Origin of the sequence: Pseudomonas sp. Sample_23 (assembly GCF_004307595.1) — a bacterium.
GTDB classification, from domain to species: domain Bacteria; phylum Pseudomonadota; class Gammaproteobacteria; order Pseudomonadales; family Pseudomonadaceae; genus Aquipseudomonas; species Aquipseudomonas atacamensis.
In genome coordinates, this window is record NZ_RCNX01000059.1 from 1 (window position 1) to 19763 (window position 19763).

At 61.0% G+C, this 19763-nt stretch carries 19 protein-coding genes, 1 tRNA gene and 3 pseudogenes; 9 read left to right on the top strand and 14 right to left on the bottom strand.

Annotation, left to right across the window (positions count from 1 at the left end):
- A pseudogene (locus D8U82_RS15605) lies at positions 1-203 on the top strand (hypothetical protein); the annotation flags it as partial.
- A gap of 494 nt (positions 204-697) precedes the next feature.
- Here the strand turns inward: D8U82_RS15605 and D8U82_RS15610 are convergent.
- Complete coding sequence (locus tag D8U82_RS15610) at positions 698-1675, bottom strand: LysR family transcriptional regulator (protein WP_130902490.1); 978 nt, start codon at positions 1673-1675, stop codon at positions 698-700.
- 52 nt (positions 1676-1727) lie between these two features.
- On the opposite strand from D8U82_RS15610, the pseudogene D8U82_RS28480 reads away from it, so the two are divergent.
- Positions 1728-1817 (top strand): annotated as a pseudogene (locus tag D8U82_RS28480) (DUF4381 domain-containing protein); the annotation flags it as partial.
- A 20-nt stretch (positions 1818-1837) separates the two neighbouring features.
- On the opposite strand, the gene D8U82_RS15615 reads toward D8U82_RS28480, so the two are convergent.
- From D8U82_RS15615 to D8U82_RS28640, 9 genes and pseudogenes are all read right to left on the bottom strand, one after another.
- Positions 1838-2785: a peptidylprolyl isomerase gene (locus D8U82_RS15615; protein ID WP_130902491.1), complete on the bottom strand. Its 948-nt coding sequence runs from the start codon at positions 2783-2785 to the stop codon at positions 1838-1840.
- Positions 2782-3252, bottom strand: a complete 471-nt coding sequence (locus tag D8U82_RS15620; RefSeq protein WP_130902492.1) for a YbjN domain-containing protein — start codon at positions 3250-3252, stop codon at positions 2782-2784. The genes D8U82_RS15615 and D8U82_RS15620 overlap by 4 nt, the downstream gene beginning before the upstream one ends.
- A 17-nt stretch (positions 3253-3269) precedes the next feature.
- Positions 3270-3899, bottom strand: a complete 630-nt coding sequence (locus D8U82_RS15625) for a DNA repair protein (RefSeq protein ID WP_125926762.1) — start codon at positions 3897-3899, stop codon at positions 3270-3272.
- Between the two features lie 17 nt (positions 3900-3916).
- Positions 3917-5614 (bottom strand): putative porin, encoded by a 1698-nt coding sequence (locus D8U82_RS15630; RefSeq protein WP_130902493.1) that lies wholly within the window; start codon positions 5612-5614, stop codon positions 3917-3919.
- Between the two features lie 39 nt (positions 5615-5653).
- Positions 5654-6358, bottom strand: coding sequence for an energy transducer TonB (locus D8U82_RS15635; protein ID WP_110646559.1), 705 nt, complete (start codon positions 6356-6358; stop codon positions 5654-5656).
- 3 nt (positions 6359-6361) lie between these two features.
- Positions 6362-6787, bottom strand: coding sequence for a biopolymer transporter ExbD (locus D8U82_RS15640; RefSeq protein WP_003201710.1), 426 nt, complete (start codon positions 6785-6787; stop codon positions 6362-6364).
- Between the two features lie 11 nt (positions 6788-6798).
- Positions 6799-8598: a MotA/TolQ/ExbB proton channel family protein gene (locus tag D8U82_RS15645; protein ID WP_130902494.1), complete on the bottom strand. Its 1800-nt coding sequence runs from the start codon at positions 8596-8598 to the stop codon at positions 6799-6801.
- A gap of 12 nt (positions 8599-8610) precedes the next feature.
- Positions 8611-10209 (bottom strand): ShlB/FhaC/HecB family hemolysin secretion/activation protein, encoded by a 1599-nt coding sequence (locus D8U82_RS15650; RefSeq protein ID WP_122704462.1) that lies wholly within the window; start codon positions 10207-10209, stop codon positions 8611-8613.
- A 219-nt stretch (positions 10210-10428) separates the two neighbouring features.
- Positions 10429-10599: pseudogene (locus D8U82_RS28640) on the bottom strand (transposase); the annotation flags it as partial.
- A gap of 652 nt (positions 10600-11251) precedes the next feature.
- Between D8U82_RS28640 and D8U82_RS15665 the strand changes: the two are divergent.
- The 4 genes from D8U82_RS15665 (at position 11252) to D8U82_RS15680 (ending at position 15396) form a co-directional block, all read left to right on the top strand.
- Complete coding sequence (locus D8U82_RS15665; RefSeq protein ID WP_016774600.1) at positions 11252-12877, top strand: NADP-dependent glyceraldehyde-3-phosphate dehydrogenase; 1626 nt, start codon at positions 11252-11254, stop codon at positions 12875-12877.
- 102 nt (positions 12878-12979) lie between these two features.
- On the top strand, positions 12980-13336 hold the full coding sequence (locus D8U82_RS15670) for a DUF3302 domain-containing protein (RefSeq protein WP_110599509.1): 357 nt from the start codon (positions 12980-12982) through the stop codon (positions 13334-13336).
- Between the two features lie 2 nt (positions 13337-13338).
- Positions 13339-14298: an HlyD family secretion protein gene (locus D8U82_RS15675; RefSeq protein WP_056785734.1), complete on the top strand. Its 960-nt coding sequence runs from the start codon at positions 13339-13341 to the stop codon at positions 14296-14298.
- Between the two features lie 57 nt (positions 14299-14355).
- Positions 14356-15396, top strand: a complete 1041-nt coding sequence (locus D8U82_RS15680; protein WP_051600445.1) for an FUSC family protein — start codon at positions 14356-14358, stop codon at positions 15394-15396.
- A gap of 3 nt (positions 15397-15399) precedes the next feature.
- Here the strand turns inward: D8U82_RS15680 and D8U82_RS15685 are convergent, their stop codons facing one another.
- Entirely contained in the window at positions 15400-16293 is an 894-nt protein-coding gene (locus tag D8U82_RS15685) for a DMT family transporter (RefSeq protein WP_095179890.1), read from the bottom strand.
- A gap of 147 nt (positions 16294-16440) precedes the next feature.
- Between D8U82_RS15685 and D8U82_RS15690 the strand changes: the two genes are divergently transcribed.
- Both D8U82_RS15690 and D8U82_RS15695 read left to right on the top strand, forming a co-directional pair.
- Entirely contained in the window at positions 16441-16878 is a 438-nt protein-coding gene (locus D8U82_RS15690) for an Lrp/AsnC family transcriptional regulator (protein ID WP_056785725.1), read from the top strand.
- 58 nt (positions 16879-16936) lie between these two features.
- Positions 16937-17266, top strand: coding sequence for a YceK/YidQ family lipoprotein (locus D8U82_RS15695; RefSeq protein ID WP_130902495.1), 330 nt, complete (start codon positions 16937-16939; stop codon positions 17264-17266).
- A 65-nt stretch (positions 17267-17331) separates the two neighbouring features.
- Here D8U82_RS15695 and D8U82_RS15700 read toward each other — a convergent pair whose 3' ends face one another.
- The gene (locus D8U82_RS15700) at positions 17332-18003 is read right to left on the bottom strand and encodes a Bax inhibitor-1/YccA family protein (protein WP_042609827.1); all 672 of its coding nucleotides are present in this window, start codon (positions 18001-18003) and stop codon (positions 17332-17334) included.
- A gap of 123 nt (positions 18004-18126) precedes the next feature.
- On the opposite strand from D8U82_RS15700, the gene D8U82_RS15705 reads away from it, so the two are divergent.
- Positions 18127-18214 (top strand) — tRNA-Ser (locus D8U82_RS15705).
- 138 nt (positions 18215-18352) lie between these two features.
- Here D8U82_RS15705 and D8U82_RS15710 read toward each other — a convergent pair.
- Positions 18353-18994: a hypothetical protein gene (locus tag D8U82_RS15710; RefSeq protein ID WP_241668063.1), complete on the bottom strand. Its 642-nt coding sequence runs from the start codon at positions 18992-18994 to the stop codon at positions 18353-18355.
- The gene (locus D8U82_RS15715) at positions 18994-19692 is read right to left on the bottom strand and encodes a hypothetical protein (RefSeq protein ID WP_130902496.1); all 699 of its coding nucleotides are present in this window, start codon (positions 19690-19692) and stop codon (positions 18994-18996) included. Before D8U82_RS15715 ends, D8U82_RS15710 begins: the two co-directional genes overlap by 1 nt.
- Positions 19693-19763: the final 71 nt, after the last annotated feature.

Below are 19763 nucleotides of genomic sequence, written 5' to 3' on the forward strand. Positions count from 1 at the left end.
ACGCCGTCACCGCCGACACCAAAAACGAAGACCTGCTGGCCAACGCCTGCGAAACGCTTGCGTCGGCCAAAACCATCGCCCAGGAATTCGCCGGGCTGGTGAAGCCATCGCAGCGGCGGACGCTGATGGGGATCGCGCAGTTGATCATGCTCGGCGAACTGGCGGTGAATCGGGTGCTGGATAATCTGGAGTTGCCGCAGTAGCGGGCCTTTGATGATCGTTCCCACGCTCTGCGTGGGAATGCCCCAAGGGACGCTCCGCGTTCCAGCTCTGGGGGGACGCAGAGCGTCCCGGGCTGCATTCCCACGCGGAGCGTGGGAACGATCAACGCGTAAGCAATGAAGATTCCTGTGGGAGCGAGCCTGCTCGCGAAAGCGGTTTGTCAGTCACTGTGGCTTCGACTGGCGGATTGCTTTCGCGAGCAGGCTCACTCCCACTGTTGATGCGGTACGGGTGCAGTTGATGATCGTTCCCACGCTCTGCGTGGGAATGCCTCAAGGGACGCTCCGCGTTCCAGCTCTGGGGGGACGCAGAGCGTCCCGGGCTGCATTCCCACGCGGAGCGTGGGAACGATCAACGCGTAAGCAATGAAGATTCCTGTGGGAGCGAGCCTGCTCGCGAAAGCGGTTTGTCAGTCACTGTGGCTTCGACTGGCGGATTGCTTTCGCGAGCAGGCTCACTCTTACACGGGGGCGCGTCAAGGCTGGAACCATTCGTGGCGTTCGTTGAAGGTTTGCTGGATGAGGTCGGTGAGGGCCTGGATTTCGGGGGAGTCTTGCGAGTCGGTGTTGACGGCGAGCCACGCGTGTAGCTGCATCGGTTCGGCGAATAATCCGGGCAGTGCGATGAGGCCACGGTCAAAGCGGCTCATGTATGTCGGCAGCAACCCAATGCAGGCGCCACAGCGGATCATCTCTAACATCAATTCATAAGATTGCATCTGCACCACACCGGCCAACCGTTGTTCGACCAATTCATTCCAAGGCCGAAAGCTCTCAACCTGCCGATCATGCTGCCACTGCACCAGCATAAAGTCCGCCAGATCATCTGGCGTTTCCGGTCGCGCTGTCACCCTCGAATAGCGTTTGGCGATGTGCGGCAGATACTCGATCCGCGCTAGCTGTTGCGGTGCGCTTGTGGCGAAGGTGGGACCAGGGTTTGAAGCATCGCTGGGCGCCAGCCAGAGGACAATGTCGGCGCTGACCGCACGCAAGGCCAGTTCGCTATCCAGAGCAATAATTTCCAGACGCAGGCTGGCGTTGCGCCGCAGCAGTGCGATGAGGTCGCGGCCGAGGATGTCGTGGAGGATGGATTCGGCGATGGCGAGGCGGATCAGTGGTTGTTCGATAACCGGGAGTTTGCGTTGGTGGGCCAGGGTGCTGAGTCGGACCTGCAACAGTTGGCCTTCGCGGGTGAGCGTTAGGGCGCTGCCCTGGAAGCTGAACAGGCTGTGTTGCAGTTGTTGTTCGAGTTGCGCGAGTTGTTTGCGCAGCAGCGTCGAGCGCACATTGAGGCTGCGCGCGGCTTGCATGAAGCAGCCGCAGCGGGCGCTGACGAGGAAATATTGGGCGACCTCGCTGTCGATGGTCGCGGCCTGGAGCCAGGGTTCGGGGCTGGTTTGGGGCGTTTGGTAATCAGCGGGGCCCGGGCGTCCTGCGGGTTCGGTGAATGACATTGATGACTCCCTGTCGATCTTTGTAGTTGCCTTGAGTGCGCCATAGACCCCTGTGGGAGCGAGCTTGCTCGCGAAAGCGTCAGCACATTCAACATATTTGCTGACTGATACTCCGCTTTCGCGAGCAAGCTCGCTCCCACAGGGGTTGTGGTGTAGGTGAAATCAGTGTTTTTCCTCGAGGATTTTGTTCAGTTCGGCGCCGTCGATGCTCAGGGTGGCGGTATTGAGCATGCCGTCCAGATAAGCCTGGGCGATCTGTTCCTGGCGTTGTGCGCGCAGGGCCTGGGTCAGTTGGTCGCGCAGTTCCTCCAGCGTCGCGGTGCGAGCCGGTTGCTGTTCGGTGAGTTTGATCACGTGGAAACCGGCGGCGCTTTGCACCGGATCAGACACGGCGCCCACCTTGAGGCGCGCCACGGCGCCCCGTACTTCCGGCACCAGTTGTTGCAACGGTTGCAGGCCGGTATCACCGCCCCGCTCTGCCGTCACTCGATCCTGCGAATATTGCGTAGCCAACGCGGCAAAGTCGCCCGGCGCTGACTGGGCTTTCTTGCTCAACTCAACTGCTTGCTTGCGCACTGTTTCCGCATTAGAAGCATCACTGACAGAGAGAAAAATCTGACTGACCCGATACAGCGCCGGCGTCTGCCAATTGGCCTTCCCCGCGTCGTACGCCTGCTGCAACTCGGCCGCGCTCGGATAATCCGCCGGCACCTGACTCACCGAGCGCAAATAATCACGAAACACGATCTGCTCAGTCGCAGCACGGTTCTGCCGGGCGACGTCGGGGCGCTGCGCCCACCCCTGCGCATCGGCCTGTTCCAGCACGGCTTTTTCCGCCAGCCGCGTACGAATCCAGCGTTCCAGCGCCTCACGGTTGCCGCGCAGTTGTTCGCTGGTTTGCGCCGGGACAGTGGCCAGCAGCGCCTGCAATTCCTCTGGCGAAACCTGCTGATTGCCCAACCGCGCGACCGCTGGCCCGGATGCAACCGCCATCGCAGACGACGGCTGCTGGGCGGCGACCGGATCACTGCCCGGCCGCAGCACCAGTGCCACGGCCACCACCAACAGCGCCACCGCTCCGGCGCCGATCACCATGACAGGCTTCTTCACAGTGCGACTTCCTCTTGTTCGGCGATAGCCGATTTGGCGGTTTGCACAGCAGTGGTCTGGCTGAAATCGCGCAGGTAAACGATGAATTCCTGCAACAGGCGATCCCACAATTCCAAATTGCCGCGCAGGTGCTCGTTGCTCACGCCAGCAGCCACGACCACGTCCATCTCCATGACCAGAAACTCGCCCTGCAACGACAACCGTGCAAAACGTCGAGTAGCATTCCACTGCTCTGCGACTCCCTCAGGCAACTCACCCTGCACGCGCAGGGCACAGCTGAAGGTGAAATCAACAAAGTTGCCCTGCTCCAGCGCCGGGTTGCCGAAACGCACGGCGTAGCCGATGCCCTGACTGGCGCTGAGCAACTGGACGATGCCGTTCTGTTCACTCTGGTTGACGCGATAACCAGCGGCCTGGAGGACGTCGGTCAGCGATTGCGGGGAAACGTGGGTGAGCAATTGAGTCATGACTTTCTTCCTTGTTATCAGTGAGCGATCGCGGCTTGCGGCGCGTCGAATTGGGTTTTGTACAGCTCGTCGCCGAAGCCTTGCGCCAGCTCATCGAACTTGACCCGGGCGCTGCCGGCGAAGGGCTGGCGGATTTTCATCACCTCGGCGACATCGATGTTTTCGTAGGCTGTGAGGATCTGTTTGGCGACGCCGTACATTTGCTGATTCTTGGCTGAACATTGCTGCACTTGTGTGTCACGTTCCGCCAGCTGCGCTTGCAGCTTCGCGCGTTCGGCTTCTTTGCCGCGAGCGAGGACCAGCAATTCGTCATAGGCTTTTTTGAACTTGCCGGTCTGCTCGGCACTGGCTGCGACTTGCGCCTGCGCCTGGCTGTGCAGGCTCTGTTGCTGCCCGGCCAGTTGCTCGGCGAGGCCTTTGGCTTTGGCCAGTTCGGCAGTCAGCTGCTTGATCTGCGCTTGCGCTGCCATGGCTTCGTTCTGCGCCGCCAGTTGCGCGGCGCTGGCCTGGGCCTGTTGGCTTTGCAGGGCCTGCAATTGTTGGGTGGTGCTGCGCAGTTGCGTGCGCAAGCGTTCTTCCATGCCTTCGCCGTTCGCCCCGGTGGCAATCAACAAACCCAGGCCCAGCGCGAGAAAACGCGTGTTCATAAAGCTCTCCCGGCGCCTTAGAAGCGCGTGTTGATCTCAAGCTGCAAGACGTCGATGTCGAACGGCGCGCCGTACACCGCTTCGGTGCTCATCCAGCGACCCGTGGCGGAAACGTTCTTCGCCAGGCCGTAATTGCCGCCCATGAAATAGCCCTTGGCGTTGGTGCCGCCGAGGTGGAACGACGAGTCGTTGAAGCCGTCCGGCAAGGCGTCCGGCTGGATGTACTTGTAGCCGGCGAACAGGTTCCAGTCGCCCTTGCGCTTGAGGTCCAGCGCGTTGCCGAGGGTGAACTGCACCATCCATGCATTGGCGCCGCTTTCGATCTCGCCGTTGCTGTCGAGGTTGTTGACGATCTGCCCGGCGGAGCGCTTGCGCATGTCGCCTTCGTCGTAGCTGAGGTTGTGGATGTAATTGCCCTGGCTGCGCAGTTTGAAGTCCTGCGGCAGGTCGGCGTCCCACACGACGTTGAGATCGAGCAGGTTGAACTCGGACGCAAGCCCGACGAATTGCGGCTGCGGCGTGGCGCTCGGGTTGAGCGGGTTCGGCGTGATGTCACGCAGCAGGAACACGCTGTTGCCCTTCTGCATGAACGCCGCGCGAGTGCCGTCGCTGTCGCAGCCCGGCGCGCCGGCCCACGGTTCGCAAGGGCTGGAGCGCTGGCCCTGTATGTCGTCGAAGCGGTAATAGGCCAGCGCACCTTTGAGGCGGTTGTTGCTGTTGATCGCCCATTTCGCGCCGAGCTGAGCGCCGTAAAGCCACTTGTTGTCGCTCTCTTCCTTGTCGAAACCGTTGCTGCTGGAAGTGTCGTTGGTGTAGTCCACCGGGAACGCGCCGACGGTGCCGAACACGCCCCAATCGCGGTTGAGCTTGTGATCGAAAATCGCCGCCACACCATCGAAATTCAGGTCGTTGGAATAGAGCATGTCGGTGGACATGAACGGATTGGCGAAGCGCCCGCCGGTCAGGGTCAATTCGTCTATTGGCTTCCAGGTCAGGTAGCCCTGATCGAGCCAGATGTCCTTCTTGGCAAAGCCGCCGCCGAGGTTCTGCGTGGTCGATACCGGGTTGTTGTCCGAACCGGTGCCGATGCGAATGCCGGCGGTCCATTCCTCCGAAATCACTGCTTTCATGCCCAGACGTGCGCGCAGGCGAAAAAGGTTTTCGCGGTCTTCGCGGGTGTTGAGCAACGGCGGCAGGCTGGTGCTGCTGTTGGGATTTACGTCGTACGGGCCATTGTTGTTGAGCTTGGCGAAGTCGACGATTTCGTTGCTGTTGTTGCCCGAGTAGTACCGCGATTCGTCTCGCAGGCGAATGTCGCCGTCGAAGCTGATGCGCGAGGCCCAATCCGGAAAGGTATTCGGCGCTGCCCAGTTTTCCTGTTTGGCGGTGGCCATGACCTCGGCTTTGACCTGATCGCGGATCTGGTCACGCACCGCTGCCGGCACGTACTGCACGCGCACATCGCCCGGCGCGGCGACCGGCCCGGCCGCGACTGCGGTGGACGCGGCAGCCTGTTTCGCCTGCGCCGCTTCGTTCTGCGCCTGGGCGATCAGCGCGTCAGCCTTGTCCTGTTTCAGAATGCCCTGCTCGACCAGCAAGCGGATCAGATTGATCGTGGCGTTTTCCGACGGCGCAGGCGCTGCCACGGCCTGACCGACCAGGGTCGCAATGACCATGCCGACCGCCAGGGACAATCGATTCACGTTGGAAATCATTTGCACACAACTCCTTTTGCCGAAGCTTGAATAAGTGAATTAACCCGGACGCCGCCCTTGCAGGGACAGGCGCACGGGCAAAGTGATGGAGGCCGGAGGCCGTTCGCTGAGGGCTGGCGCACCGCGTAAAGCGGCCAGCACCTGGGTATCGATTTGCGGGTTGCCGCTGGACTTGATCAGCTCGACACGGGTGATCTCGCCGACGCTGCTCAGCCAGACATCGGCCTGTAGCGAGAACGCGAGGTTGCGCAGGTCGGGGTTCTCGCGCAGCAAACGCTGGAAGGTGAACGCGAGAAACTGGCTGTACGTGCCCGTGCCCAAACGCCCGCCGCCAGCACCGGCCATGCCGCCGCCCTTGCCCGCGCCGATGTTGAAAGCGTCGCTGCCGGCCTGCGCGTCGCCGTCCATTTGCATCGGATTGGCCAGATCGTCCGCCGGCGATGGCGGCGCCTCTTCTTCAGGCTTGACCTCTTCCGGCTCCGGCGTTGGCTCGGGCTCGACGACTTTTTCTTCCACCGGCGTTTCCGGCTCTGGCGGTTTCTCCGGCGGCGGTGGTGGCGGTGGCGGCAACGGAATGATCGTCGGCACTTTCGGCGCTTCGCGGCGCACGCCAGCCATGTCGTTGGCCCACTGCCAGAGGAACCACGCGGCGAGCGCGGCGACCAGCAGTCCGGCGCCCCACTTCACATAGCGCAACGGCGACTTTTTCACGGGCGGCGGTTCGATCGGGAGTTGTGCGGTCATGACTCAGCCCTGACTCGGTTTGCCGGTAACAAGACCGACCTGGGACAGTTCGAGCCGACGCAGCAGGTCCAGTACTTCGATGACTTTCTGGTACTGCACCGTCGCATCGCCACGCACGATCACCGGGAAATCCGGGCTCTGCGCTTTCTCGATGCGCAGGCGTTCTTCCAGCTCGGCCAGGGTCACCGGATAGGCATCGAGGAACACCTGGCCGCCGTCGTTGACCGAGATCGCCTTGGTCTTGGCTTCCGACAGCGACACCGACGCGCTGGCCTTGGGCAAGTTGATCTGGATCCCGGAGACCTGCGCGGTGGCGGTGAGGATGAACATCACCAGCACCACCATCAGCACATCGACCAGCGGAGTGATGTTGATGCTGTCGACGGCGGCATCGTCATCATCGTCGTGGGAGGCATTTACGGACGCCATGTCAATGCTCCTCAGGCCGGTACGGAGTGGTTGGCGTGATGGCCGCGCTGGTGCGACGCCTCACTGAACTGGCTCTCGCCATGCATCTCCGCCAGACGAGTGATGAACTCGTCGACGAACACGCGCATGTCGGCGCTGACTTCCTTGTTGCGGGTGATCAGGCGGTTGTAGCCAAACAGCGCGGGGATCGCGACGAACAGGCCCATCGCCGTGGCCAACAGCGCGGCGGCCATACCGGGAGCGATGGCGTTGATGTTGACGTCGCCGGCCATCGCCGTGCCGAGGAAAACCACCATGATCCCCAGCACCGTGCCGAGCAGGCCGATATACGGACCGCCGGCGATGGCGTTGGACAGGGTCGAGAGTTTTGAGCTGAGCTGCTGGTTTTCGCGGGTGCGCACGCCGTCCATCGAGCAGCGGATGGCTTCGATGGTCGCCGCCGAAACCGAGGAGGTATCGGCGCCCTGCTCACGGCGCGTGCGAATCTCTTTGACCGCCACCAGGTACAGGCGCCACAGCGACGAATGCTGCAGACGCTGAGCCAGTTGCGCGTCGTCGGCGAACATCTCCAGACGCGTGCCGACCTTGGCGAATTGCACGCGGAAGTCTTCGTTGGCAGCGGTGACGCGGCTGAGGCTGCGGTTCTTGCGCAGCATGATGATCCACGACTGGAACATCATCAGCACCAGCACGGCGATAATCACCCAGGCGTCGATCGGCACCGCGTTGAGCAAGAAGCCAAGGCTGCCGAAACCGAAGCCGGACTGCTCTTCATCGACGCCGTAAGCGACCAGTTTCGACTCGGCGCCTTGCGAGGTGGCATCGGCCAGCAACAGCGCAGCAGGTCGGGCGACTTTCGACAGGCGCAGTTCGTCGATGGCACCAGCGAATGGCTGGAACGCGCCTTCCTGCAGATCGGCGCCGATGGCCATGACCGAGTTGAACGCCGGCATCGCCTGAGCCAACGCAGCGCTTTCGCGACCGTTGATGTACAGGGTGACTTTCGAACCCTCGGCGGTCAGTGCGAGGTGTTGCCATTGCCCCGGCGCCAGCGCTTGGGTGGCAGCGGCGCGCTGGCCGTCGATCTCTACGAACGGCAGGCCTTGGCTGACGCCGATCAGCAGACTTTGCTTGCCTTCGCGTCGAGCGAGAATCAGTTGCTCGCCACTCGCCTGATCCAGACGCAGCCAGGCACTGAAAGTGAACGCACTGCCCGCGTTGTGTTGCAGCGACGGACTGGCTGGCAGCAACAACGGCTGGCCGCTGAACTGCAAGGCGCGCCCGACGACGCCATCGATCGCTGTGCCGGTCGCGCTTTGCGCGGTGTTGCCGTACGCCGTGGTGTCTTTCGCCGGGGTGCCGGTGGCGCCGTCGAAGTGATACAGCGCGGTGTAATTCGGATCGAAAGTGAGTTGGCCGTTGCCAGTGGCCGGGGCTTTCTGGTTGCCGTAATACATCCAGATGTCCTGACGCTGACCGCCCTCGACATTCGGCACATCGACCCAGATCAGCGCCATGCCCATCAGCGCGTCGAAACTTTCGATCTGGTGGTTGAGCACGGTTTTGTCATCCGCCGCGACAAAGCGCAGATCGGAGCCGTCCTCTTTCACGCCGTCGAAGGTGAAGTTGCCGGTGTGCAAGCGCACCAGTAGCGCGGTGCGGCCGAGGGCCTGATTGATCGCCGCGCCTTGTGGCGTGGTGTCGACGGCGATCTGTTTGCGGTAATGCCAGTCGTCCTGCCACCAGGCCTGAGCCGTGGCCGGGAGCACGAAGCCCAGGCAGATCAACAACGAAAGGAAGAGGCGTTGCATGGACGTGCTCCGTTAGAAAGTGGCTTGAAGGTTGAAGTGCAGGCGCGATTCCTGCTTTGAGGTGTTCGGCCCCTCGAGTAGCGGGTAGCCCCAGTCGAGGCTGCCGGATAGCCATTTACTCAGGCTGGCGCGGGTGCCGAGGCCGACACTGGCCAAGGCGTAATTGGCGTCCTGATCCGGCAGCTCATCGCGCAGGTACAACTGCGCGCCCTCGGCGAAGGCGTAGAAGCGCCAGTCCTGCATCCACGTGCCGGCAAATTTCGCGAGCGACGGTGTGCGCAATTCCTGGCTGAGCAAATAGCCGTCGTCGGCGGTACGTTCAGCCGCGAGATAGCCGCGCACGGAGGTGGCGCCACCGGCAGAGAATTGTTCGTTGGAAACCAGCGGCCCCGAGGCGAGTTGGAACGCGGCTTTGCTTGCGCTCTGCCAGTCGCTGTCGAAGGTCCAGGTGTAGTTGGTGTCGCCCTTGAGCACGGCGAAACTCGGTTTGGCGCGATAGCGTTTGTAGTCGAAATCTTCGTCGTCGCTGCCGTAGCCGAACACGCTGCGCGTGGCGGCAACCAGACTCAGGCCGAGGCCGAGCTGGCTCTTTTCGCTGTAGCGATAGCCGTTGTAGGCGAAGGTGAACGGCGCGTATTTGAGCGGCACCTTGTCGCTTTCGCCGGACAGGCTCAGGCGCTCGTCGAAGTCCTTGAAGTCGATGCCGGCCGACAGCGAGTTCGACCAATTGCCGCTCGAGGGCAATGTGTAAATCGCCGCGACGCCGTAGCTGTGACCCTTGCCGAGCACGTTGCTGCCGCCGATGGTGGCGACGTTGCTGTCGGACTGGTAACCGGAGAACTGCACGCTCCAGCGCTCGCTCAGCGGCGCGGTGTAGGACCCGGACCAGACCTTGGCGTTGTCGGTTTCCTGCGGCGCGGTGAAGAACGTCAGGTTGACGCTGTGGCCGAGCTGCCAGAGGTTGTTGTAACCGAGGCTGGTGACGCTGCGCAGCTTTTCGGTGTCGGCGCTGTAGTCGTTATTGAGGCCGACGCTGGCCGTCCACGGGTTCTGGTCTTCGACCTGCAAATCGACATCCATGGTGCCGGGGCGCTGCCCTTCGCGCACCAGCGGCATGACCTGGCGACCGGGGGTCTTGTTGAGTTGCGCGAGTTCGCCCTGGACCTTGGCGAAGTCCGGCACCTCGCCTTCTTTCAGCGCCGGTACGTTGTCGCGAATGTCCAGCGGCGAATAGTGTTTGGCGCCGACCACGCGCACCCGGCCGACCTTGGTTTCGCTGACTTGCAGATAGACGATGCCATCGGCCACCGCCTGCTCGGGCAGCTCGACAAACACCGATTGATAGCCGCGTTCCTGATAGGCCTTCTGCAGCGCATCGCGGGCGCCTTCGATGTCGCTCAAGGCTTTCTGCGGGCCGAGAAACGGGTACACCGCTTCTTCGATCGCCCGGGCATCGAGCACGGTATTGCCGCGCACGAAGTATTCGTTGACGTCGACCAGTCGCTGCGCGGCGGGCGCTTCTGTGCCCTCCTCGGCCAGCGCCGGCTGCGCGCCCGCCGTCACCAGCAGCCAGCCCCACAGCGCCAGCCGTGACGTGAAAATCCGTTCCACATTACCCCCTGAAATTCGCGATGACCTGTGGGCGTTAGCGCCCGGTGTGCTGCGTCAATTGCTGATCGTTGTGGCGCAGGCGTGCTTGCCCAGCCAGGTGTGCAACAGCGCAAAGTTCAGCGAGAACTCGGGCATTTGCAGCAAGGCACCGCAGAACACTTCGCCGATGATTTTCTGAATCAGCAGCACCGCACGCGGCTCGTTGAGCAGCGTGGCGATGTCACGGCTGAGGGCGGTGAAACTCCAGACCTTCTGGTTCAGGCCAAGGCCGACGAACCAGCGGAACAGCAGGTTGTAGTTCAGTTGTTCATAGAGCTGCTGTTCGCTGGGCACCGAATACAGCAATTGCAGGAGCAGGATGTGCATCACCGTCTGCGCGGGAATGAGCATGCCGGGTGCGGCATTGAGGTCGCGCAGCAGGTCCTGGTGGGCGTCGAGCAGATCGTCGATCTGCGGGCGCAGCAATACCAGCGAATGGCCCGGCGGAATGTAGCTGGACACTTCTTTCAGAGCGCCCTGCCAGTCCTCCTGCGAGACGATCCAGACCCACGGCGCGCCGTAGCGATACACCGAAACCGGCTTCTTGCGCGCCGCTTCGACGATCTTCGACAGGCGTTGATCGAGCTCCTGCATGCCCACTTTCGAATAGCGTTCCATAGTCCCCATTGCCTCACTCCCGGCGTCCCGCCCCGACTCGCAAAGTGCGCCCCGAAAGGCCCCTCAAGCGCGTTACACAGGCATGACCGGACTGGCAAAGGGCTACCGAACTTTTGTCATAAAAGCTTCATTACCGAAGACAGACTGACTGATTTAAAAGATCGACCGTGGGAGCGAGCCTGCTCGCGAAAGCGCTGTGTCAGGACATGAGGATGTTGGATGTGCCGCCGCCTTCGCGAGCAAGCTCGCTCCCACAGGGTGGACTGTGGTTGCACGGGTGCGTGACATTCGCATGACATTCACAGGGTTAAATCCCGGCCCATTCAGGCGTATAACCTTCACAAGACTTTCAATCGGCACGCCGACTTCAACACAGGGTAGTGACATGACCACAGCAAACATCCTTGGCAACCTGTTCCCTTCGGTCAGCGACATCCCGGAAAAATATCGCCTCGACGCTCAGGTCGAGCAGCGTGAATACCTGGTCGATGGTCAATTGCGCCGCTGGGACGGCCCGCTCGCGCAGGTGCGCAGCCCGGTTTATCTGAAAAGCGAAAACGGCGAAGAACAGGTGATCCTCGGCAGCACGCCGCTGCTGGATGCCGACACCGCCCTCACCGCCCTCGACGCTGCCGTTCGCGCTTACGACCGAGGTCAGGGCCTGTGGCCGACCATGCGCGTGGCCGAGCGCATCCAGCACGTCGAAGCATTCCTCGGCCGCATGCGCGAGCAGCGCGAGGCCGTGGTCAAGCTGCTGATGTGGGAGATCGGCAAGAATCTCAAGGACTCGGAAAAAGAGTTCGATCGCACCTGCGATTACATCGTCGACACCATCAATGCATTGAAAGAACTCGACCGCCGTTCCAGCCGCTTTGAGCTGGAGCAGGACACCCTCGGCCAGATCCGCCGCGTGCCGCTCGGCGTCGCCTTGTGCATGGGGCCTTACAACTACCCGCTGAACGAAACCTTCACCACGCTGATTCCGGCGCTTATCATGGGCAACACTGTGGTGTTCAAACCGGCCAAGCTCGGCGTGCTGCTGATTCGCCCGTTGCTCGAAGCCTTCCGCGACAGCTTCCCGAGCGGCGTGATCAACGTCATCTACGGCAGCGGCCGCGAGACCGTCAGCGCTTTGATGGCCAGCGGCAAGATCGACATCTTTGCCTTCATCGGCACCAACAAGGCTGCCAGTGACCTGAAAAAGCTGCACCCGAAACCACACCGCTTGCGCGCGGCTCTGGGTCTGGACGCCAAGAACCCGGGCATCGTTTTGCCCGAAGTCGATCTCGACAACGCCGTCAGCGAAGCGGTCACCGGTTCGCTGTCGTTCAACGGTCAGCGCTGCACCGCACTGAAAATCCTCTTCGTGCATGAAGACGTGGTCGACAGCTTCATCGAGAAATTCAACGCCAGACTGGCCACGCTCAAACCGGGCATGCCGTGGGACAGCGGCGTGGCGCTGACGCCGTTGCCGGAGTCGGGCAAGGTCGATTATCTGCATGGTCTGGTCGCGGATGCGCAAAGCAAAGGCGCCCAGGTGGTCAACCCGAATGGTGGCGAGTCCCATGCCTCGTTCTTCTACCCGGCAGTGCTCTATCCGGTGAATCCGCAAATGCGCGTGTATCAGGAAGAACAGTTCGGCCCGGTCGTGCCCATCGTGCCGTACCGCCACCTCGATACCGTGATCGACTACGTACTGGAATCCGACTTCGGCCAGCAGTTGAGCATCTTCGGCACCAACCCGGTGGCGGTCGGCCGGCTGGTCGACACTTTCGCCAACCAGGTCGGGCGGATCAACCTCAACGCCCAGTGCCAGCGCGGCCCGGACACTTACCCGTTCAACGGTCGCAAAAACTCCGCCGAAGGCACGCTCTCGGTTCACGATGCATTGCGAGTGTTTTCGATTCGGACGCTGGTGGCGACCAAGTTCCAAGAGAGCAACAAGGACCTGATCAGCGAGATCATTCGCGGGCGTGATTCGAGTTTCCTGACCACCGATTACATCTTTTGACGGATGATCGGCAGGATTGAACGATCCTGCCGATCCGTCAGCCCCCCGGCGATTCAGTGACTACACTCAGCCCAGCATTGCTGGATGCCCGGGAGGCTGACCATGCTCGATTACTTCGCATTGGGTCTGTTGGTTTTTGTCGGTCTCGTGCTGTTTTACGGGATCATCGTGCTGCATGACATTCCGTACGAAATCGCCGTTCATCGCAACCACCCGCACCAGGACGCAATCCATGCCACGGGCTGGGTCAGCCTGTTCACCTTGCATGCACTCTGGCCGTTTCTGTGGATCTGGGCGATGGCCTATCGCGAGGATCGCGGTTGGGGTTTCGGCGATGGCAAACCCATTCAGAATCACGTCAATCAACTGGAGCAGCAGGTCGTCGAGCTGCAAGCTCGGATCGAGCGGCTCGAAGCGCAGTCGCCGGTTGCGCCTCACTCTGACAGCCGGGGGATCTGAGCATGGATCTGTTGCTCATCCTCACGTACGCCGCACTCTGCGTCGCCATCTTCAAGATCTTCCGCATTCCGCTGAACAAATGGACGGTGCCCACCGCTGTCCTGGGTGGCGTGCTGATCATCGGCGCGCTGATTTTCACCATGAACTACAACCATCCCTATTCCGAGGTGGCGCGCTCCTACTTTGTCTCGGTGCCGGTCATTCCGATCGTCAGCGGCCAGGTTATCGACGTGCCGGTAAAGGGCAACGAACCCCTGGAAAAAGGCGACGTGCTGTTTCGCATCGATCCGACGCCTTTCCAGAACCGCCTGAAATCGCTCAAGGCGCAACTGGTTGCAGCCAAGGGCGACCGCTACCGCATCACCGAACTGATTCGCCGCAACTTCGGCACCCAGCGTGAACTGGACGCGGCCATTGCCCGCACCGACGATCTGCAGGCGCAACTGGACAACGCTCAATTTGAACTGGACAACACCGTGGTTCGAGCGCCGAGCAAAGGCTTCGTCACCCACGTTTCGCTGCGACCGGGGATGATGGCGAGCAAGCTGCCGCTGCGCCCGTCAATGGTGTTTATTCCGCAGGAAGGTCAGTACTTCGCCGCTTGGATGCGTCAGAACAGCCTGCTGCGTCTGACCGTGGGCGACGAGGCCGAAGTCGCCTTCGATGGCATACCCGGCAAAGTCTTCGCGGGGCGAGTGAAAAGCGTGATCGGGGTGATCGCCGAGGGCCAGGTGCAACCTTCCGGCACGCTGATCAGCTACACCGGCTCGCCACCGGCGGGACGGGTGCCGGTGATCATTGAAATCACTGACCCGGCGTTCGCCGAATACAGCGCGCTCATGCCGGGCGGCGCCTACGGGCAAGCGGCGCTTTACAGTCAGCACTTTCATCACATCGGCGCGATGCGCAAAATCCTGCTGCGCATGTCCGCCTGGATGAATTACATTTTCCCCTTCCATTGATTTGATTGACGTACGAGGTTCGCACTGACTACTTACAGCACCCACCGCCTGCCACCGCTGTTGCGCCGTATCCTGCGTCCGTTGCTGGACCCGTATCGGCGCTACCGTCACGCCCGCCTGATCCATTCCGTGCGGGTGGCCTTGGGATTGTTGGCGACGATTCTGCTGACCACTGGCATCAATCTGCCCCACGGCGAATGGGCATCGGTGACCATGCTGGTGGTGATCGGCGGTTTGCAGCATCACGGCAACATTGGCAAAAAAGCCGCCGAGCGCGCCATCGGCACCCTGATCGGTGCAGGGGTCGGATTGGCCTTGGTGGCGCAGCACGCCTGGCTGGGCATGCCGTGGCTGACCTACTTTTCCATGGCTGTGGTGTGCGGTTTTTTCTCGTATCACGCGATTGGCAAGGGCGGCTACACCGCTCTGCTCTCGGCGATCACGGTGTTCATCGTCGCCGGGCATGGCGACAACCCGATCACCGATGGACTGTGGCGCGGCGTCGACATCCTGATCGGCATCGCCCTCGCCCTGGCGTTTTCCTTCGCCCTGCCGCTCTACGCGGTCTACTCGTGGCGTTACAACCTCGCCGATGCCTTGCGCGATTGCGCCACGGTGTACGGGCGCATCATCAACGGTGAAGCGGTCAGCGCCGACGAGCACGTGCGGCTGATGAGCAAGGTGGGTGCGGTGATGGTGCAGCTGCGCTCGCTGATGCCATCAGTGTCCAAGGAAGTGAAGATTTCCATGACCGAGCTCGACGCGATTCAGCGCAACCTGCGCATGTGCATCAGCACGCTGGAGATCCTCGGCAATATCCGTCCCAATGCCAGCGACCCGCAGGCCACAGCCCATTTGCAAGCGGCACTGAAGGCTGAGCACCGGCAGATTCGTGTGCAGCTGATCGGCATGGCTCGCGCGTTGAAAACCGGAGCCTCGCAACGGCTGGAGCGACCGATGGAGCTGCCAGCAGCGGACCTTGATGCGCCAGTCGCCAATACGCTCGACGGCTATCGGATGCTGACCCGGCAACTGGCGGCCAATATCAGCGAGATGCGCCAGCGCTTGGCAGCAACCGCACCGCGCTGGAACATCTGATCCTTATTGTGCCGCCAGCCGCCGGGCTTTCCAGCCCCAACCTTGTTGCATGCCGGCGGCGGCCAGCAGGATCGCTGCAACGCCTATCCATTGCAGCAATTCGAGGCGATGGCCGAAGGCGAACCAGTCAACGAAGATCGCCGCGATCGGATAGATAAAGGACAGCGCGCCGGTCAATGCCGTCGGCAATTTTTGAATCGCGCCGTACAGCAAAACGTACATCAGACCGGTGTGCACGATCCCGAGAGTCAGCAGACTCGCCCAGGCATCGACGCCTTGCGGCAACGCATCGAAATGCGCAAAAGGCGCGAGCAACAACACCCCGGTGCAGACTTGAATCAGCGCGATCAGATGTGGCGGCGTACCGGTCAGGCGCTTGATGATCAGTGCAGCGATCGCATACAGAAACGCCGCGCCCAACGCCAGGGCAATTCCCATCAGGTAATCGTTACCCTCCTCACCTTGCGTGCCATGGGCGCTGACGATCGCCAGCATGCCCATGAACGAAATCGCCAGCCAGAACAGCTTCTGCAGGGTAATTTTCTCGCCGAGAAACAGTGCCGCCAGACCGACCAGCATGAATGGCTGTACGTTGTAGACCGCCGTACCAATGGCAATCGAGGCGCGGGAATAGGATGCGAACAGCAGCACCCAATTGCCGACAATCGCCATTCCACTGAGCACCGCCAGCAGAAACGTTGTGCGGGTGAGAATCCCCGGGCGCAGGAAGCCGAACGCGGCGCAGACCAACAGCAACGTACCGGCGCCGAACACGCAGCGCCAGAACACCACGTCGAGCACCGGTTGCCCGGACACCAGCACAAACCAGCCGATCGTCCCGGATATCAGCATGGCGGCGGTCATTTCCAGCGAACCGCGGCGGATTGCGTTGTCCATCATCTTCTCCTGAGGCTGTGAGCGAAGCATGGCAAAAGTATGCCAAGCGCACCTCGGGCTGCTCCAGCGCATAAAGCAGGCTAAACTTGGTTTTCGCCTTTTTTATCGAGGGTGATTTGCGCCCTTCGCCTAATCCGGAGTTTGAATGTGACTGACGATATCGATCAGATCCTCATCAGCGCGCTGATGGAAGACTCGCGTCGCTCGCTCAAAGCGCTGGCGCAGATCAGCGGCTTGTCATCGCCCAGCGTGGCCGAGCGGTTGCGGCGGCTGGAAGAACGCGGCGTGCTCAAGGGCTACACGGTGGAGATCGATCCGAAATGCTTCGGCTATCAGTTGCAGGCGATCGTCCGTGTGCGGCCGCTGCCAGGGCAATTGCAGGAGGTTGAGCGGCAGATCATGTCGATTCCGGAGTTCACCGAGTGCGACAAGGTCACCGGTGACGACTGCTTCATCGCCCGCCTGCACGTGCGCTCGATGGAACAGCTCGATACCCTGCTAGACCGACTGAATACGTTGGCCGAAACCAACACCGCGATCGTCAAGAAGACCCCGGTCAAGCGACGCCTGCCACCGATGGCGTAGGTGTCTTTTACCAATGATCAGGGTAGATTGGGGGTTTTCGCGGCTAAGGAATGGCGCTATGAAAATTCAGGCAATACTGCTCGCGGCCCTGCTGCTCGGCGGTTGTGGCACGATTCAAACGGTGGCGCGCGACGACCAGGCTGCCGTTGACGGGCTCAAGCAGCAGAAAAGTTTTTGCGGCGCGGTGCCGAGAATCTACAGCGGCCTCGCTTATGACTTCTGCACGCTGAACGCTCCGCTGGCCTCAGGCATCGATCCCGATGATCACCGCAACGCGGCCATTCCGGTGGTGCTGGTGGACGCCGTGGTCTCCGGCGCGCTCGATACTTTGCTGCTGCCCTACACGATCTACCGTCAGCAAGTGGACGGCAGCATCGTCATCAACTGAGCAGACACTTTTCTCCAGACGATAAAAAACCCGCCGAAGCGGGTTTTTTATTGCAGCCATTACGATCAGTCGTCGCGGCTCATGATGCCGAACAGTTGCAGCAGGCTGACGAACAGGTTGTAGATCGATACATACAGGCTGATGGTCGCCATGATGTAGTTGCGCTCGCCGCCGTGGATGATCGCGCTGGTCTGGAACAGAATGCAGACCGACGAGAACAGCACGAAGCCGGCGCTGATCGCCAGTTGCAGGCCGCTGATCTGGAAGAAGAAGCTGGCGACCACCGCGCCCAGCAACACGAAGAAACCGGCGGTGATGAAACCGCTCAGGAAGCTCATGTCCTTGCGCGAGATCAGCACGTAGGCCGACAGACCACCGAACACCAGCGCGGTCATGGCGAAAGCCGAGCTGACCACTTCAGCGCCGCCCTGCATGCCCAGGTAACGGTTGAGGATCGGGCCGAGCAGGAAACCCATGAAACCGGTCAACGCGAAGGCGGACACCAGGCCCCACGCGGAATCACGGAGTTTGTTGGTGAGGAAGAACAGCCCGTAGAAGCCGATCAGCACCACGAAAATGTTCGGGTAGCCGACACGCATCTGCTGGGCTACGAAGGCCATCACGCCGCTGAATGCGAGGGTCAGAGCCAAGAGACCATAAGTGTTGCGCAGGACGCGGCTAACCTCTAGCTGCTCAGCCTGCACGCTGTTATTAACTGCGTAATCCTGTTCGCGCATGGCGACACTCCTGTTGGTTTGAAACGTTCAGTCGCAAAGATCATAACAGACGCTCTGTAACAAGCCATGCAGAGAGTTTGACAGTGTGTTTCATTCAGGTATTATGGCGCCCGCAACGCAAACGGAGGTGTGGCCGAGTGGTTTAAGGCAACGGTCTTGAAAACCGTCGACTGTAACAGGTCCATGAGTTCGAATCCCATCGCCTCCGCCATCTTAAGTACGACAAAGCCCTGATTATTCAGGGCTTTGTCGTTTCTGCGAGACATGTTTTGCGCATCTATTGAGTCATTTCAAAGCAGTGCCTCGTATACCTGAGGCGCTGCTGTCCAGATAGCCAGTGCGTACTCCCTCAGCCAAGCGACTCAAAGACAGCCTCCGCACGCTGTTGCACCGGCGCCTGAGGTCTGAGCATTTGCTGCCAGGCGAGCTGCGCCTGGACCTTGGCCACCGAATCGAGCACTTTCTGCGCCCAGCGATCATCCTCGGGATGCACCACGACCACCCGGAAGCCATGATCCTTGCCTTCAATCTGCACGCCCTCCGAATCATCGACATGCAAGTCGATATCGAACGCTGGCGGATACTTCGAAGGCGCATTCGACATCCCGTGCGCCGTCAGCGCACGGTTGTGCAGCACGCTGTTGACCACGCCGTCGATGCGGATACCGTACAGCGCCAACCAGCGCCTGATATAGGACGGCGTGCGCCCGGATGAGGTGTAGACCCAGACACTGCAATCCTGGCGACGCAGCTCTCGGATCAGCGATCGTGTGCCCATTCGCAACGGTTCACCCAGCCAACGATGAATACAGGCCGGTAGTCGACTGTTCTCGACTGCGCAGTGATGAAGCTGGCAGGCGAGCGTGTCATCGATATCGAACGAAATCCGTATGCGCTGACGTTCGAACAACTGCGGCAAAGCGCAGCGGATAGCCTGCCCTGCCCGGCTGCCGAAGGTTTTCAATCTGGCAAATGCTGGTGCCCAGTTCATCAATGGCCACCTTGAGAGAGAGGCAAAGGCTTGCCTTTGAGAAAGAACTTCATTGGATCGGGCGCCTGTTCTTCCAGGAATGCTGCATATTTTTTCTTGATCTTGGGCAATTCGTACAACGCCTTGACGCCATGCTTGGCGGAGTTGCGGATGACCGAGGACGGGTTGAAATAGCCCTCGGCGTTTTCCAGGGTCAACACGAATGGAGGCAGCCCTGCCCGCATGAGCAAGTAGCTGACAATCAGCGAGCCACTGCGGTTGTTGCCTTCGATAAACAGCTGCGGCTTGCTCAGAATGCGCACATAGACACCCGCTGCACGCTTCCAGACTGACTCACTGCGATAAGCGCAATACCAGTTGTACAAGTCCTTGATGCCGCCCTCAACATTGTTGAAGAAATGCGCCTCGGTGGCGGCCAGATGCTGGGCGTACTCCAGCCGGCGCGCCGGATCCCGGCCACACAGCACCGTGGCATTGATCTCCAGCATCAGGTTCAGTTGCTGCAGATCGAAGAGGTCGACGCCGCAGGCAACATATTCGTCAACCAACGCATAGCCTTCAAGCACATTGTGCAGAACTTCGTCAGTGAACGGGTCCCGAGGCTCGGTGAAGTGCCGGCTGAGTTCGGCGAAACGGCTCTGCACTTTCCGCAGTGCGCGTTCAATCGCAGGCAAATCAAGGCGATGCGTGGCAGGCATTGGAGCTCCTTGGAAACGCTTGGTAAATGTCCACCGATGCCCGCCAAATCCATTTGGCTTGTGCAGGTAGG